Origin of the sequence: Pseudomonas rhizozeae, assembly GCF_031583775.1 — a bacterium.
GTDB lineage: Bacteria > Pseudomonadota > Gammaproteobacteria > Pseudomonadales > Pseudomonadaceae > Aquipseudomonas.
Genome location: NZ_JAVLSB010000069.1, coordinates 1 through 15,694, shown reverse-complemented (window position 1 = coordinate 15,694; position 15,694 = coordinate 1). Strand labels below are relative to the sequence as shown.

Genomic DNA, 15,694 nt, shown 5'->3' with positions numbered 1-15,694 from the left:
TTCGCGAGCAGGCTCGCTCCCACGAAAAGAGCCTTAGCCCGCCTGGACTGGCAACACCACCAACGCTTCGAGCCCACCCTTGTAGCGATTGCGCAGCGTCAGTTCGCCGCCGTGCTCCAGCACAATCGCCCGCGCCGCCGACAGCCCCAGGCCGACGCCGCCGGTGCTTTTATTGCGCGAGGCTTCAAGGCGAAAAAATGGCGCAAACACTTGTTCCTGGCTGGCGTCAGGAATCCCCGGGCCACGATCCAGCACCCGAATGCGCACCTGATCGGCCGTCGCTCGCAGCTCGATGGACGGCTGGCTGCCGTACTTGATGGCGTTGTCCAGCAGGTTGGTCAGCACCCGTTTCAGGCCCAGCGGCCGACCGAAATACACCAGCCGCGCCGGACCCTTGAAGTCGATATCCAAGTGTTGATCGCGGTAATCGTCGAGCAAGGTTTGCAGCAGTTCGGCCAGATCAAAATGCGTCGCCGGCTCCAGTCGCGCGTCGTCTCGGAAGAACTCCAGCGCCGAATTGATCATCGCCTGCATCTCGTCCACATCGCGAAACAGCCGCTGCTGTTGCTCGGGGTCTTCAATGAATTCACCGCGCAGGCGCATGCGCGTCAGCGGTGCGCGCAGGTCGTGGGAAATGGCCGCGAGCATTTGCGTGCGATCACGGATGAAGTGCTGCAACTGCGCCTGCATGGCGTTGAACGCGAGGATCGCCTGGCGGATTTCCTGCGGGCCCAGCGGCTCGATCGGCGGCGCGCGGAAGTCCACGCCAAAACGCCGAGCGCCTTCGGCAAAACGTTGCAGCGGCGTGGCCAGGCGCCGAGTGGCGATCAGCGCAACGAGCACCGTGGACACCAGCATCAACAACAGCACGATCAACTGCCGGGGCAACTCGTCCAGGCCCCAACTGCGCGACGGTGCCGCGAACACTAACCAGGATTGGTCCTGCAACTGGATCAACAGCGCGTAGTGCGCCTCGGCCTGGTTTTGCGTCCAGTCGCTGGGTTCGTACACCTCGATGCGGCGATCGGTGGATTTCAGCAGCGGCAGCAGAATTTTTGCGCCGCTGTTAAACATCGGGTCTTCGACATAAGGCAAACGCAACTCGCGCCGATCCAGGTGCCAACTGACGACAAAAGCCTCGTCACTCACGGCGGCTGCCAATTGACTGCGCTGCGCGGCCGGCGCGGTTTCAATGATCCGGGTGATGGCGGCGGCTTTCTCCAGCAGACCGATCTCGGTCAGCGGCGGGCGCGCCCAAACCCCGGCGAGCTGGATGAACAAGGCGTTGAGTCCCAGGGAAATCAGCATCGCCAAAATGGTGGTCAGGGCGATCCAGCGCGCCACCGTGTCGTGGGTGCGGTAACTCTGGCGCGGGCGGCCGCTCATCGACGGGTCACGCTGGGGGTGAACAAATAGCCGCCGTTGCGCACGGTGCGAATCATCGCCGGGCGCTTGGTGTCCGATTCGAGTTTTCGCCGCAAGCGGCTGACTTGAACGTCGATGCTGCGATCAAACGCCTCGTGGCTGTGCCCGCGGGCCAGGTCGAGCAATTGCTCGCGGGTGAGAATGCGTTGCGGATGCTCGACGAACACCAGCAGCAGGTCGAACTCCCCGGCGGACAATGGAATCATCACGTCATCCGGCGAGCGCAATTCCCGGCGCGTGACGTCGAGGTGCCAATCGGCGAAGTCGATCAGCGGCCGTGGACGCTCCTGCGCCACCGGCGTTCGCTCGCCGACCCGCCGCAGCACCGCCCGCACCCGCGCCAGCAATTCGCGGGCGTCGAAAGGTTTGGTCAGGTAGTCATCGGCGCCCAGTTCGAGGCCGACCACCCGGTCGCTCAGCTCACTCATGGCGGTCAGCATGATCACCGGCATGCCGTGTTGCGCTTGCAGGCGTTGGCACAGCACCAGGCCGTTGTCGCCCGGCAGCATGACGTCGAGGATCACCAGGTCCGGCGCCTGGCGTTCGAGCGCCGCCCACAGCGACGCGCCATCGGTGGCGACCTCGACGCCGTAGCCGTGTTGCACGAAGAATTTTTTCAGTAGCGCGAGGACTTCAAGGTCGTCGTCGACTATCAGCAGGCTGCTCACCACAGGTCACTTCACGGCTCGAATGAACCGCCATCTAAAACCATTCGTGGCAGCGCGTCATATATTTCAATCGTGCAATAAAGCGTCGGCGGCGCAATAAAGCAGACATCTTTGCGCAAGGCTTGGGGCTCAGCATCACGGCGAATCCCCCACGAGACTTGCCCTCATGTTGCCGTTCAAGTGTGCGCCCTGGTTGACCCGCAATACCTCGGTGGTCGTGCTGACCCTCACGCTGGCCGGTTGCAGCAGCCAGCCAACGCCGAGCGAGACCGTGAGCTGTGCCGAAATCGGCTACTCGGTCAGCGACCCGGCAGAACCGCTCAACCGTGGCCTGTTTGCCTTCAACCGCGTGGTCGACGACTACGCCCTGGCCCCGGTGGCGCGTGGTTATCGTTATTTGCCGACGCTCTTCCAGACCGGCGTGCATAACTTCGTCGCCAACTTCGGCGAGCCCAAGGTGTTTATCAACGATTTGCTGCAGGGCAACCCGCGTCGCTCGGTGACCACCCTGGGGCGGTTCGTGCTCAACACCACGGTGGGCGTGGTCGGGCTGATCGACGTCTCGGGCATGGCCGGCATCCCCCGGCACAAGGCGGACTTCGGCCAGACCTTCGGCGTGTGGGGCGTCGGCAACGGGCCGATCATCGAGCTGCCGCTGTTCGGCACCTCCAACATCCGCGACGCCGCCGGCCGGGTGCTGAGTTTCGTGGTCGACCCGTTCGGCAGCAACAGCGACACCGTCGACACCCTGTCGACCATCAACACGGTCGGTGGCGTGGTCGATGGTCGCGCCGAAGCCTTGCCGCTCACCGACAGCCTGCAACAGTTGCCGGACTACTACAGCGCCCTGCGCAACGTGGTCGCCGAGCGCCGCGCCGCGTATGTGGTCGAGGGCAAACGCGGGGCGCTGGGCGCCTCCACCCAACAATGCAACGGAGCCGAGACCGATGGTTTCTGAACACGACAGCCTGATTTTGCAACAACGGATGGTGCGCCACGACCCGGCGAATCTACAGTGCCGGGAAATCACCCTGCGCCTGTCGCCGGACTGCCGGCAACTGGTGCTCAGCCGCTACACCGAGCACTACGGCCCGGCGCTGGTGCGCTGGATCGAGCGCAGCCACTCGGTGTCGGTCAGCGAGTTGTTTCGCTGGATGGTGGCCAAGGGCGAGGTCCGCGTACAAGGTTCGGACCGCTGGCCATTTTCCTAGGATGAAGGCACCGACGCTCGGCAAATGTTGCAAGATGTTGGCAAGACTATTCGGATGGCCCGCTGCGTTATCATCTGCGGCCTGTTCGCCAAGAGCCTGACCCCGAATGCTCGCTTCACCTGCCCTGCCTGAGGATTCCCGTTCATTGCCGCCGGTGCTGGCCGGCCCGTTGTTGCGCCGGTTGGAGCCGCAGCGGTTGTTGCTGTGGCTGGTCGGTTCGCGGCCGCTGAGCCTGACCCTGCGTCTGCAGGACCGCGCCGACCTGGCACTGGACGCCACGCAGTGCAAGGTCTTGGCGATCGGCACCCGGGCCTTCGTGCACTTGATCGATGTGTCCCTGGACCGCGCACTGCCGCTGGATGTGCAGATCGACTACGACTTGCTGATTGACGGGCAGGACGGCATCGCCGAATGGGCGCCGCACCTGCTGTACGGTGCGGCGCGCTGCCCGAATTTCGTGCTGCGCTCGCAGATCGACCAAGTGCTGCATGGCTCCTGCCGCAAGCCGCATCACCCCGCCGTTGACGGCTTGTTGTGCGTTGATCAATTGCTGGCCACCGCCCACGAACCCAGCGAGCGCCCGGCGCTGTTAATGATGAGCGGCGATCAGGTGTACGCCGACGACGTGGCCGGGCCGATGCTACGGGCGATTCATGCGTTAATCGAACGCCTTGGGCTGTTCGACGAGCGCCTCGACGGCGCGGTGGTCAGCGACAGTGCCAAACTCTACACACACCCGGCCAGCTACTACCATCGCGCGGACCTGCTGCCAGCGCTGGAGAGCAACAAAACCCTGCGCGAGCGTTTCTTCGGCGGCGCGCGCAAACCGATTTTCACCAGCAGCAGCGCCGACAATCACCTGGTGACCCTGGCTGAAGTCATGGCCATGTATGTGCTGGTGTGGTCGCCGACGCCCTGGACCCTGATCGCCCCGCAACCGCCATCACTGACCGCCGAACGCCGCGAACGCTATGCCCTGGAACAGACGCGCATCGACGGCTTCACGGCAGGCCTCGGCCAGGTCGCGCGGGCCTTGGCACACTTGCCGAGCCTGATGATCTTCGATGACCACGACATCACCGATGACTGGAACCTGTCCGCGCAATGGGAGGAAACCGCCTACGGCCATCCGTTCTCCAAACGCATCATCGGCAATGCATTGATTGCGTACATGCTGTGCCAGGGTTGGGGCAATAACGCGGATGCGTTCACCGAAGTGCTGGAACACACCCGCCAGTTGAGCGACACGGCGCAGGATGGCTACTTTGACAGCGGCCCGCAGGATGCGCTGATCGATGAACTGTTGAAATTCCAGAACTGGCATTATGTGTTGCCGACGACCCCGGCGCTGGTGGTGCTCGACACCCGCACGCGGCGCTGGCGCAGCGAAATGACCCTCAAGCAACCTTCTGGCCTGCTGGACTGGGAAGCCCTCAGCGAACTGCAACAGGAACTGCTCGATCACCCCTCGGCGATCATCGTTTCGCCGGCGCCGATCTTCGGGGTCAAATTGATCGAAACCGTGCAGCGGGTGTTTAGCTGGTGCGGTTATCCGCTGCTGGTGGACGCGGAAAACTGGATGGCCCATCGCGGCGCGGCGCAGGTGATCCTGAATATTTTCCGCCACTCGCGCACGCCCGGTAACTACGTGGTGCTGTCCGGCGATGTGCATTATTCTTTCGTCTACGAAGTGCTGATCCGACACCGCAAGGCTGGGCCGCGCATCTGGCAGATCACCAGCAGCGGCATCAAGAACGAATTCCCCCCGGCCCTGCTGGAATGGTTCGACCGCCTCAACCGCTGGCTCTACTCACCGCGCTCGCCGCTCAACTGGCTGACCAAACGCCGCCTGATGCGCATCGTCCCCTACATCCCCGAACACGCCGAAGCCGGCGAACGCCTGTGGAACTCCGCCGGCATTGGTCAGGTGTTCTTCAACCCACAGGGACAGCCCGCGGCGATTTATCAGCACAACGCGAATGGCAAACCGAAGACGCGGATGATTGAGCCGGATTTGGGGGATTTCCCTCAATCGTCCGCACGACACCCCTGACAATCATCTCCACTTCCCGCTCATCAATTGTCAGCGGTGGCAGCAGGCGGATGGTTTGGCCGCGGGTGACGTTGATCAGCAAGCCATGGTCGCGGGCGGCGATCAGGCTGAGGTCGCGGATGGGCTGGGTGAGTTCGATGCCGATCATCAGGCCTTGGCCGCGCACTTCGCGCACGTTGTCGGCGTCGGCCAGTTCCGCTTGCAGGCGGCTGAGCAGGCGTTCGCCCTGGCGCTGCGCATTGAACAGCAGGCCTTGTTCTTCGATGATGTCCAGCACGGTGTAGCCGACCCGGCAGGCCAATGGGTTGCCGCCGAACGTGCTGCCGTGGCTGCCAGGCGTGAATAGCTGGGCGGCCCGGCCCCGCGCCAGACAAGCGCCGATCGGCACGCCGTTGCCCAGGCCTTTGGCCAGGGTCATTACGTCCGGAACGATGCCTTCGTGCTGGAAGGCGAACCAGTGACCGGTACGGCCAATGCCGGTCTGGATTTCGTCGAGCATCATCAACCACCCGTGGCGATTGCAGCCGTCGCGCACGGCTTTCAGGTAGCCGGGCGGCGCCAGTTGTACGCCGCTTTCGCCCTGAATCGGCTCCATCAACACGGCGACAATCCGCTCACCGTACACTTGATGCGCGCGCTCCAACGCGGCGATATCACCAAACGGCACTTTCAGAAAATCCCCCGGCAGCTTGTTGAAACCCAGGCGCACCGCCGGCCCGTCGCTTGCGGACAAAGTGCCAAGGGTGCGGCCATGGAAGGCGTTTTCCATGACCATCACCAGTGGCTGCTCAATGTCTTTCTGCCAGCCGTAGATCCGCGCCAGTTTCAGTGCGGTCTCGTTGGCCTCGGCGCCGGAGTTGTTGAAGAACACCCGCTCCAGCCCTGAAAGCTGCGTCAGTTTTTGCGCCAGCCGTTGCTGCCAGTCGATGCTGTAGAGGTTGGAGGTGTGCAGCAGCAACCCGGCCTGTTCGCTGATGGCGCTGACCAGCCGTGGATGCGAGTGCCCGACATTGGTCACCGCCACACCCGCCACCGCATCCAGGTATTCGCGCCCGGCCTGGTCCCACAAGCGCGTGCCCAGGCCTTTAGCAAAACTCAGGGCCAAGGGTTGGTAAGTGCTCATCAAGCAGGCGGCGGTCATGACATCAGGCTCCATCAGTAGTCGGTGTTTTTGCAGTATGGTTAGCCACCTGAATTGGATAAACGCTGCAATACTTCAATCATTTAAAAGCTGGGCTTGATAATGGATTTGTTCCAGGCAATGAACGTGTACGTCAAAGTGGTGGAAACCGGCAGCCTGACCGCAGCGGCGCAGACCTGCGAAATGTCCACCACCATGGTCGGCAATCACCTGCGCGCCCTGGAGCAAAGGCTCGGCGTCAGCCTGCTCAAACGCACCACCCGACGGCAGGCGCTGACGGAATTTGGCGCGGCGTATTACCAGCGTTGCCTGGAAGTCTTGGGCCTTGTGGCCGACTCCGAGCGCCTGGCGGAGCAAACCCAGAACGAACCCAGCGGCACGCTGCGGATCACCGCGCCGTTGACCTTCGGCAGCGAACGGTTGGCCCCGGCGCTGAGCGAGTTCACGCGGCAGTACCCGCAACTCAAGCTGGACCTGGTGCTGACCAACCAGCGACTCGACTTGCTGGAGAACGGTTTTGACGCAGCCATCCGCCTCGGTAGCCCTGAGTCATCCAACCTGATCGCCCGCCCGCTGATCGATTACACCCTGACCCTGTGCGCCGCCCCGGCGTATCTGGATCGCTGCGGCGTGCCGCAGTCGCCACAAGACCTGACCCAGCACAATTGCCTGACGTTTGCGTACCTGGCCGGTGACGAGTGGCGCTCGGCGCAGAAACAGTGGCGCTTCGCCGGTCCCGCCGGCGAGGACATCGACGTGCCGGTCAGTGGCTCGATGCTGATCAACAGTTCCGCCGGGATCTACCAGGCCGCACGGGCCGGCATGGGGATCACCATGCTGCCCGACGCCCTGGTGGAGAAAGACCTGCTCGACGGGCAACTGGTGAAGTTGTTGCCCGACTATCGCTTGCCGCGACGCCCGCTCAACCTGATCTACGCCCAAGACCGTTATCGCCTGCCCAAGCTGCGCTGTTTCGTGGCCTTCGCGTTACAGGCATGGGGTAAACCGTGACAACGCGCGCCCGGTCCAATAGATTAGGCGACCAGAAAAACGCCCTGTGCCTTTCCTGTCTTAATTCAAGCTAAAAGAAGTAGTGAAATTTCAATGTCCGATTCCAATACCGCTGAATCCGCCGTCACCTTGTCGTCCAAAGCGGAATACGAAAACTCCATCAATCTTTCACAGCATGTGCCGCAGGCCAAGAACATCAGCGAAATGGTGCTCGACGCTTTTCAATCGTCCCGGGAAAGCGACCAGATTCGCCAACTGCGCACGGCGATTCGCCAGGCCCATGACCGCTTCGACGATGACCAGGCTTACGAACTGATGGGCCAGCTCAAGCAACTCAAGGACGCCGAGGCTGCCGACATCGCGGCGCTGGAAGACCTGAGCAGCAAGTTCCCGATCAGCCGCATCCTCTCCACCTACAAGGACGATCCTGAGTTTCAGGAAATCGTCTACGGCCTGGCGCTGAAGGTGCTGAACCAGACGCATCAAGCCATCAGCAACCCGAGCAGCGGCAAGAGCAAAACCGCCCGCGCCAAGAAAGAGGCCGAGGTGTTCGTCATCAGCAAGGACGGCATCAGCGTCACCCTGCCGTTGCGCACGCCGCGCTCCAAACTCAACGTCGACCGCGAAGCGCTGGAATTCCTCGGTTTCACCTTCGTCGGTGAAGGCGACGAGGCGGAACTCGAGAGCGAAACCTTCCTCGACAACGACGGCGCCGAACAACCGGTGTCGCGCAAAAGCATCGTCACTGCGTTGCAGCAGCAGAAAGCCTTCGACGGCTATTCCATCGCTCAGCAATAACCTTGGCGGATGCAGGAAAGCCCCTTTTCAGGGGCTTTTTTTTTGCTTAGCCGAAACTGTACGAGGTGATCACTTGATCACTGCTCAGGTTCAGGCTCATTCAAAAACGCCCTGTTCCTAAGGACGTGCCCGAACTATCCTCCATCGACCGGTAGCGGGTGCGGTACATAGTTATCGTATTTGTAAAAAAACCCGCTCTTCTGCCGAAGGCGGGTTGTTGAATTCACGGCTGTTCGCTCACACAGTCCTGAGTCGATCAATCATGTCCGGAAAGCTTTTCCGCCAATTGATCAGCCGTAGAGTCCGAGCAATGAGACTCTAGCGCGACGGCCGTCAGGGTTTCTCGGTAACGATTGGGATCCTCACTCTTGGTCCTTCCTTCTCGCTCAGCCGCCATCTCACTAACACCCTGCATTAATTCAACAAATAGATTCCGCTCTTTCATTCCAAATCTCGTATCCAACGTAAGTGCGACGGTTAGCCATTTCGCGAAACCTTACTCAACTTGTTTTTACATCACAACCGAGGTCGGAGCCCGTGGCGCTAGCGGCGGCTGCAATCCCATGTCACACCGCGCCGCGGCCTTCGCGAGCAGGCTCGCTCCCACTAGGTTGTGCGTTGCCTGCAGTGGGAGCGAGCCTGCTCGCGAAAAGGCCGGCCCAGCCACCGCCATATCCCGGGCATTAAAAAACCCCGCCCTCCTCTCGGAACGCGGGGTTTTCTGTGCAGCGTCTGGTGCTTAAGGCGCGTAAGTCAGCAGCAACTCGGCCGGTGCCTTGAAGTCCAGGGACATCATCACGCTGAGCGCGGTGATGGTGAAGATCGAGAACACGAACAGCTTGCGGGCCCAAACGGTGTCGTCCACCGCTTTGTAACCGGTCCAGGCCATGTACAGCCAGTACATGCCCATGGCGGCGGCGACGGCGAGGTAGCTCATGCCAGCGTAGCCGCTGAAGGTCAGCATCAAGGTCGCCACAAGGAAGGCCAGGATGTAGAGCAGGATGTGCTTCTTCGCCACTTCGATCCCGCGCTTGACCGGCAGCACCGGAATCGATGCGGCCAGGTAATCGTTGAAGCGGAAGATCGCGATGGCGTAGGAATGCGGCATCTGCCACAGGCTGAACATCACCAGCAGCGTCAGTGCGGCCATGTCGAAGCTGTTGGTCACAGCCACATAACCGATCACCGGCGGCATGGCGCCCGACAGACTGCCCACCAGCGTGCCGTGAACCGACTTGCGCTTGAGGTACAGGCTGTAGAAGCCGACGTAGATGACGAAACCGATCACAGCGAACAACGCGGCCAACGGGTTGGCAACTTTGTACAACAGCGCAACGCCGAGCACACCGAGGATGGTCGCGTAGACCAGGGCCAGTTTCAGGGAGATCAAGCCCTGGACCAGCACCCGGTTCTTGGTGCGTTCCATCTTCAGGTCGATGTCGCGGTCGATGCAGTTGTTGAACACGCAACCGGAGGCGACGACCAGGGATGTACCGATCATGGCGGCCAGAAACACTGCCAGATCGACATGCCCTTTCGAGGCCAGGAAGAACCCGCCTGCCACAGAAAGCACGTTACCGAAAATGATCCCCGGTTTGGTGATTTGGATAAAGTGCTTGAGCGACATCGGGTCTACCTCACTTCGCCATCATGTACGTGTGGATGCTGAACATGATCCACAGCGACAGGCCAACCAGCAGCACGATCACGATCGCGGCGAACACGAAGGCAATCACGTTGTTACGTTGCGCGGCCGAACGATCCAGGTGCAGGAAGTACACCAGGTGGACAACCACCTGGATCACGGCGAAGGCCAGGACGATCATCAGCGTGACCGACTTTGGCAGCGTCGGGTACATCACCAGCGCAAACGGGATAGCGGTCAGGATCACCGACAGGATGAAGCCAATCGCGTAGGACTTGACGCTGCCGTGGCCGGCGTCGTGGCTGTCATGGGAGTGTGCGTTAGCCATTACAGGGTCCCCATCAGGTAAACAACGGTGAATACGCAGATCCACACCACGTCCAGGAAGTGCCAGAACAGGCTCAGGCAGCTCAGACGGGTCTTGTTGGTCGCCGTCAGGCCGTTTTTCTGCACCTGGTACATCATGATGCCCATCCAGATCAGACCCGCCGAAACGTGCAGACCGTGGGTACCGACCAGGGTGAAGAACGCCGACAGGAAGCCCGAACGGCTAGGACCGTAGCCCTCGGAGATCAGCAGGTGGAACTCGTTGATCTCCATGGCGATAAAGCCAGCACCGAGCAGGAAGGTCAGGGCCAACCAGCCCAGGACCTGCTGCTTCTTGCCTTTGTACAACGCCAGCATGGCGAAGCCGTAGGTGATCGAACTGAACAACAGCAGAGCGGTTTCGCCCAGCACGTAAGGCAGTTCGAAGATGTCGTGGCCCGCTGGGCCACCGGCAACGTTGTTTACCAGGACTGCGTACACCGCGAAGATCGACGCAAACAGAATGCAGTCGGTCATCAGGTAGAGCCAGAAACCGTATACGGTCATCTCGCCCGAGTCGTGGTGATGGTCATCGTGCCCATGGTCACCATGGGCGTGTCCAACATTGGTCACTAAGTTCGACATGGTTTAAACCTGTTCCAGGGTTTCAACACGGGTGGCATTGGCCGGGATTTTCCCTGCTGCCACCAGACGCTTGTGCTGCTCGGCTTCGATACGCTCGATGGTTTCAACCGGAACCATATAGCCCTGGTCGTCACGTGCAGCGTGGATCACGAAGTAAACGACGGTGCCTACCAGGCTCGCGATTGCCAGCCACCAGATGTGCCAGATCATCGCGAAACCGAAGACCGTCAACAGCGCGCCCATCACCACGCCAGTGGCGGTGTTGTTCGGCATGTGGATCGGCTCGTACTTGGCCGGAACCTGGTACGCGGTACCGTCTTCCTTGGCTTCGGTGAACGGGTCGATGCAGTCAGCCTTAGGCAGCACAGCGAAGTTGTAGAACGGTGGTGGCGACGAGGTCGACCATTCCAGGGTATGGGCATTCCACGGGTCACCGTGTTCGCACATGTTCTCTGGCTTGTTGCGGTCACGCACACTGACGTACAGCTGAATCAACTGGCAGGCGATGCCGACAGCGATCATCACCGCACCGAACATGGCGACGTACAGGTACGGCACCCACTCAGGGTTGGTGGTGGCGTTCAGACGACGGGTCATGCCCATGAAGCCCAGTGCATAGAGCGGCATGAACGCGACGAAGAAGCCGGAGATCCAGAACCAGAACGCTGCTTTACCCCAGCCTTCGTGCAGCTTGAAGCCGAACGCTTTCGGGAAGTAGAACGCGAAGCCAGCGATGTAACCGAATACCGCACCGCCGATGATCACGTTATGGAAGTGCGCGATAACGAATAGGCTGTTGTGCAATACGAAGTCAGCACCCGGGATGGCCAGCAGTACGCCGGTCATGCCGCCGATGGCGAAGGTCACCATGAAGCCCAGGGTCCACATCACCTGGCTGGTGAAGCGCAGACGGCCCTGGTAAATGGTGAACAGCCAGTTGAACAGCTTCACACCCGTCGGGATGGAGATCAGCATGGTCGCCAGACCGAAGAAGGCGTTGACGCTGGCACCCGAACCCATGGTGAAGAAGTGGTGCAGCCAGACCATGAAGCCCAGTACCGAGATCGCGCCCGAGGCGTAGATCATCGAGTGGTGGCCGAACAGTTTCTTGCCGGTGAAGGCCGAGATCACTTCCGAGAAGATGCCGAACGCCGGCAGGATCAGGATGTAAACCTCAGGGTGGCCCCAGGCCCAGAACAGGTTGACGTACATCATTGGATTGCCACCAAGTTCATTGGTGAAAATGTGGAAATCCATGTAACGGTCAAGGGTCAGCAGTGCCAGGGTAGCGGTCAGGATCGGGAACGACGCCACGATCAGAACGTTGGCCCAGGTGCAGGTCCAGGTGAAGATCGGCATGTCCATCAGTTTCATGCCAGGGGTACGCATTTTCAGTACGGTCGCGAGGAAGTTAACCCCCGTTAACGTCGTACCTAACCCGGATAACTGTAGCGCCCAGATGTAGTAATCCATCCCCACGCCAGGGCTGTACTGCAGGCCCGACAGCGGTGGATAGGCAACCCAGCCGGTCTTGGCGAACTCGCCGACGCCCAGGGACAGGTTGATCAGCACGACGCCGGACACCAGCAACCAGAAGCTCAGGGAGTTGAGGAACGGGAACGCCACGTCACGGGCGCCGATCTGCAGCGGCACTGCAAGGTTCATCAGGCCGGTGAAGAAAGGCATCGCCATGAAAATGATCATGATCACACCGTGAGCGGTGAAGATCTGGTCATAGTGTTCAGGTGGCAGGTAGCCAGGCGAACCCTCGGTGGCCATGGCCAACTGGGTACGCATCATGATGGCGTCGGCAAAGCCGCGCAGCAGCATGACCATGGCCACGATGATGTACATCACACCGATTTTCTTGTGGTCGACCGAGGTCAGCCACTCGGTCCACAGGTAGGTCCACTTCTTGAAGTAGGTGATACCTGCACACAGTGCCAGACCGCCGAGCGCGATCATGGCGATGGTCACCATCACGATCGGCTCGTGGAACGGGACCGCTTCCCAACTTAATTTACCAAACATCGTTTACTCCTCTGCCCCGGCAGCTGGATGCGAGTTCATGTCCGTAGCGGCCACTTCTTTCTCTTTCTTCTCGTGCTTGACCTTAGGGCCCGGCTTCATGCCTTCGTACTTGTCGACGATGGTCTGGAACAGGTTCGGGGTCACGGAGGAGTAGAGCTCGACCGGGTTGTTCTGACTTGGCTTGGAAAGGGCCGCGTATTCAGCTTGTTCAAGCTTTTTAGGCGACTGTTTCACTTCAGTTACCCAAGCGTCGTAATCTTCCTGGGAAGTCGCGATCGCTTTGAATTTCATGCCGGTGAAGCCTGCGCCGCTGTAGTTGGCGGAGATACCGTCCATCTCGGCGTGTTCGTTGGCGATCAGGTGCAGCTTGGTCTGCATGCCCGCCATCGCGTAGATCTGGCCGCCCAGCGCAGGGATGAAGAACGAGTTCATCACGGCGTCGGAGGTGATCCGGAAGTTCAGCGGGGTGTTCGCCGGGAACACGATCTTGTTGACCGTGGCGATGCCTTGTTCCGGGTAGATGAACAGCCATTTCCAGTCCATCGCGACCACTTCAATGGTGATCGGCTTGACGTCGGATTCCAGCGGCTTGTACGGGTCAAGGGCGTGGGTCGACTTGTAGGTGACGTAACCCAGGGCAATGATGATCAGCACCGGCACAGCCCAGACCGCGATTTCGATCTTGGTGGAGTGCGACCACTTCGGCGTGTAGGTGGCGGCGGTGTTGGACGCGCGGTATTTCCAGGCGAACAGGAACGTCATGACGATGACCGGGATCACCACCAACAGCATCAGCAGCGTGGCGGTGATGATCAGGTTTCGCTCGTCCAGGCCAACCTGGCCCTTGGGATTGAGCAAGGTCATGTTGCAGCCTGACAGCAACAACGTGCCGAGCAGCGGCAATAAGCCTAGTAATCGGGGGTACCTGTTTTTACTCATCTCACGACCTCTAAAGCAGCTTGCGCAATGCAGTTGGGTTTTGATCGCCAACACTTCACCCTGCCAAGGGTTGGCATTTTTCTTGGATTGAATAAGTGCCGGCCCGTCGCGCGTCAGACGCTGTTCGACAAATCCTGAGCTGGCGGTGAGTTCTTATTCGAATTCGTGGTCAAAGGCCTTGTTACAGACCAATTCCATTTGGTGCGGATATTGGAGGCGCCCGACACCCGGGATCGCATGGAGCATTCATTGCTCGTCGATCACCTGTTGTGCTCAGGGGTGAGCAGTGCCGGTAGTTCAGTGCGGGCGATTGTAGATATGTAGCGACCTATAAACCATGTCTTATCCAGAAATAATTTTTATCTAATACAGCAACAATATTGAATGATTGTTGCGATCGGCGCGCATCTTATCGCTATAGGTTCGCAACAAGAACCCCAAAAAAGGTAGGCCTACTGCCCTCAGTTCAGACAGCTTCGGTGGCGATGTGCAAGCATCGGTGACGGTGCAGGCCGCACCGTACAAGGCCTTCAGAGATTCTTCTATGTCTGTTAAAAGTGCCTGCCGGATCATCCATCAACGGCCGCAGACTCACGTTGAAACAAAGCTAAAGAGTGCTTTCAATACGTCGGCTTTTATCTATCCAAACCGCCCTGCGGCAAGTGCGCTGTGACAACGTGTCGCACATCTGTCGCACGGTTTGCTTGCCCCACATCACGACCGGTTGACAGCCACGCAGAAAGGCAAAACGCCCCGTCCCTCTCGACGAAGGACGGGGCGTTTTTTATGCCGTTGCCGGACGCACTAGCGGCCCTAGTTGAGGCGTTTACGGTTACGACGAGTCAGCACCGGCACCAATACCACCACCAGCACGAACGCCACCAGCGCCCACTGCGCCAACGACAACCCGAGGATCGGCGGGTACGGCGTCGAGCAGAAGCCATCGACCTGGAAACCCAACGGGAAGACCTTGGCCAGCGGCAAGCCATCGACAATCGGTTGCAGTACATCGACGCCGCAACTGACGGCCGGGTAGAACTGGGTGTAAACGTGATGCCCCGCCACCGCGACGCCGAACAGGCCGCTGATGACCACCAGGGTTTCAAACAAGGTGATGCTGCCCCGAGTGCGCATGGCGGCGCCGATGAACGCGAAAATCGCGATCAACAACAACGCGTAGCGCTGCAGGATGCACAGCGGGCATGGCGCCTCACCCAGCACCACCTGCATGTACAACGCGCCGCCGATCAGCGCCAGGCAGATGATGCCCAGCAACACCAGAAAGCGCCGCTCGCGGCCCAACCGGATCATTTCCTCACTCATTGCCTTTCCCTTCTCAATCTCGCTTGCCGGGCAGTCTACACGCACACCATAGGCTTGAGAGCCAGGGGCGCGACACTGAATAGCGGGAATAAACGACAGGGCGGTTAAGCGGTGATTAATAAGAGGAGATTCACGCCACAAAATTGGCGGCGCAGCCATTCGCGAGCAGGCTCGCTCCCACAGGGGGAATGCGTACCACCCGAAGCCAGGTCGGCTATAAGGCCGCCTCGGGCGCTGTGCTTTTGATCTGGCTTTTGATCTGCACTGCCCCGTTAACCAGACAACCCGGCAGGACGCCGGGTTAGCCGCCCCCGGCCATGGATGGCCGATGGCAGCGGGCCCACGGAGCAAGGCCGGAGTGAAGGCATGCCGAGCCTAGGCGAGGCACCGAATGGAGGGGATTAGAGCCTTTGGTTACTTTGGGCTTTTCAAAGTGACCCGCTGTAAGAGCGGAACCAATTCCAGCCATCACCAGAGAAATGGATATGTACACCTGCA

General features: G+C 60.2%; 14 protein-coding genes and 1 pseudogene. 6 read left to right on the top strand and 9 right to left on the bottom strand.

The window, feature by feature from the left end; genetic code table 11:
• Nucleotides 1–33: 33 nt before the first annotated feature.
• Together RG836_RS23635 and RG836_RS23630 are read right to left on the bottom strand one after the other, a co-directional pair.
• Nucleotides 34–1,386, bottom strand: a complete 1,353-nt coding sequence (locus tag RG836_RS23635; RefSeq protein WP_310850018.1) for a sensor histidine kinase — start codon at nucleotides 1,384–1,386, stop codon at nucleotides 34–36.
• Nucleotides 1,383–2,093 carry a response regulator gene (locus RG836_RS23630; RefSeq protein ID WP_310850017.1) on the bottom strand — a complete coding sequence of 237 codons (711 nt, stop codon included), beginning with the start codon at nucleotides 2,091–2,093 and terminating at the stop codon, nucleotides 1,383–1,385. Before RG836_RS23630 ends, RG836_RS23635 begins: the two co-directional genes overlap by 4 nt.
• 166 nt (nucleotides 2,094–2,259) lie before the next feature.
• On the opposite strand from RG836_RS23630, the gene RG836_RS23625 reads away from it, so the two are divergent.
• From RG836_RS23625 to RG836_RS23615, 3 genes are all read left to right on the top strand, one after another.
• The gene (locus tag RG836_RS23625; RefSeq protein WP_310850016.1) at nucleotides 2,260–3,051 is read left to right on the top strand and encodes an MlaA family lipoprotein; all 792 of its coding nucleotides are present in this window, start codon (nucleotides 2,260–2,262) and stop codon (nucleotides 3,049–3,051) included.
• Nucleotides 3,041–3,304 (top strand): hypothetical protein, encoded by a 264-nt coding sequence (locus tag RG836_RS23620; RefSeq protein WP_310850014.1) that lies wholly within the window; start codon nucleotides 3,041–3,043, stop codon nucleotides 3,302–3,304. Before RG836_RS23625 ends, RG836_RS23620 begins: the two co-directional genes overlap by 11 nt.
• A 106-nt stretch (nucleotides 3,305–3,410) precedes the next feature.
• Nucleotides 3,411–5,357, top strand: a complete 1,947-nt coding sequence (locus tag RG836_RS23615; protein WP_310850013.1) for an alkaline phosphatase D family protein — start codon at nucleotides 3,411–3,413, stop codon at nucleotides 5,355–5,357.
• Here the strand turns inward: RG836_RS23615 and RG836_RS23610 are convergent.
• On the bottom strand, nucleotides 5,239–6,498 hold the full coding sequence (locus tag RG836_RS23610; protein WP_310850012.1) for an aspartate aminotransferase family protein: 1,260 nt from the start codon (nucleotides 6,496–6,498) through the stop codon (nucleotides 5,239–5,241). The genes RG836_RS23615 and RG836_RS23610 overlap by 119 nt on opposite strands.
• Nucleotides 6,499–6,600: 102 nt before the next feature.
• Between RG836_RS23610 and RG836_RS23605 the strand changes: the two genes are divergently transcribed.
• Together RG836_RS23605 and RG836_RS23600 are read left to right on the top strand one after the other, a co-directional pair.
• Nucleotides 6,601–7,509 (top strand): LysR family transcriptional regulator, encoded by a 909-nt coding sequence (locus tag RG836_RS23605; protein ID WP_310850011.1) that lies wholly within the window; start codon nucleotides 6,601–6,603, stop codon nucleotides 7,507–7,509.
• A 93-nt stretch (nucleotides 7,510–7,602) separates the two neighbouring features.
• Nucleotides 7,603–8,307, top strand: coding sequence for a hypothetical protein (locus RG836_RS23600; RefSeq protein WP_310850010.1), 705 nt, complete (start codon nucleotides 7,603–7,605; stop codon nucleotides 8,305–8,307).
• A gap of 739 nt (nucleotides 8,308–9,046) precedes the next feature.
• On the opposite strand, the gene cyoE is transcribed toward RG836_RS23600, so the two are convergent.
• The 5 genes from cyoE to cyoA are packed head-to-tail and all read right to left on the bottom strand — an operon-like array spanning nucleotide 9,047 to nucleotide 13,873.
• Entirely contained in the window at nucleotides 9,047–9,934 is an 888-nt protein-coding gene (gene cyoE / locus RG836_RS23595) for a heme o synthase (protein WP_310850008.1), read from the bottom strand.
• A 10-nt stretch (nucleotides 9,935–9,944) separates the two neighbouring features.
• The gene (gene cyoD / locus RG836_RS23590; RefSeq protein ID WP_310850007.1) at nucleotides 9,945–10,280 is read right to left on the bottom strand and encodes a cytochrome o ubiquinol oxidase subunit IV; all 336 of its coding nucleotides are present in this window, start codon (nucleotides 10,278–10,280) and stop codon (nucleotides 9,945–9,947) included.
• On the bottom strand, nucleotides 10,280–10,903 hold the full coding sequence (locus RG836_RS23585) for a cytochrome o ubiquinol oxidase subunit III (protein WP_310850005.1): 624 nt from the start codon (nucleotides 10,901–10,903) through the stop codon (nucleotides 10,280–10,282). The genes cyoD and RG836_RS23585 overlap by 1 nt, the downstream gene beginning before the upstream one ends.
• Before the next feature lie 3 nt (nucleotides 10,904–10,906).
• A complete protein-coding gene (cyoB, locus tag RG836_RS23580; RefSeq protein ID WP_310850003.1) occupies nucleotides 10,907–12,934 on the bottom strand; it encodes a cytochrome o ubiquinol oxidase subunit I in 2,028 nt (675 codons plus the stop codon).
• Nucleotides 12,935–12,937: 3 nt separating this feature from the next.
• Nucleotides 12,938–13,873 carry a ubiquinol oxidase subunit II gene (cyoA, locus tag RG836_RS23575; RefSeq protein WP_310850002.1) on the bottom strand — a complete coding sequence of 312 codons (936 nt, stop codon included), beginning with the start codon at nucleotides 13,871–13,873 and terminating at the stop codon, nucleotides 12,938–12,940.
• 27 nt (nucleotides 13,874–13,900) lie between these two features.
• On the opposite strand from cyoA, the pseudogene RG836_RS23570 reads away from it, so the two are divergent.
• A pseudogene (locus RG836_RS23570) lies at nucleotides 13,901–14,197 on the top strand (hypothetical protein).
• A gap of 489 nt (nucleotides 14,198–14,686) precedes the next feature.
• On the opposite strand, the gene RG836_RS23565 reads toward RG836_RS23570, so the two are convergent.
• Nucleotides 14,687–15,196, bottom strand: coding sequence for a disulfide bond formation protein B (locus RG836_RS23565; RefSeq protein ID WP_310850000.1), 510 nt, complete (start codon nucleotides 15,194–15,196; stop codon nucleotides 14,687–14,689).
• Nucleotides 15,197–15,694: the final 498 nt, after the last annotated feature.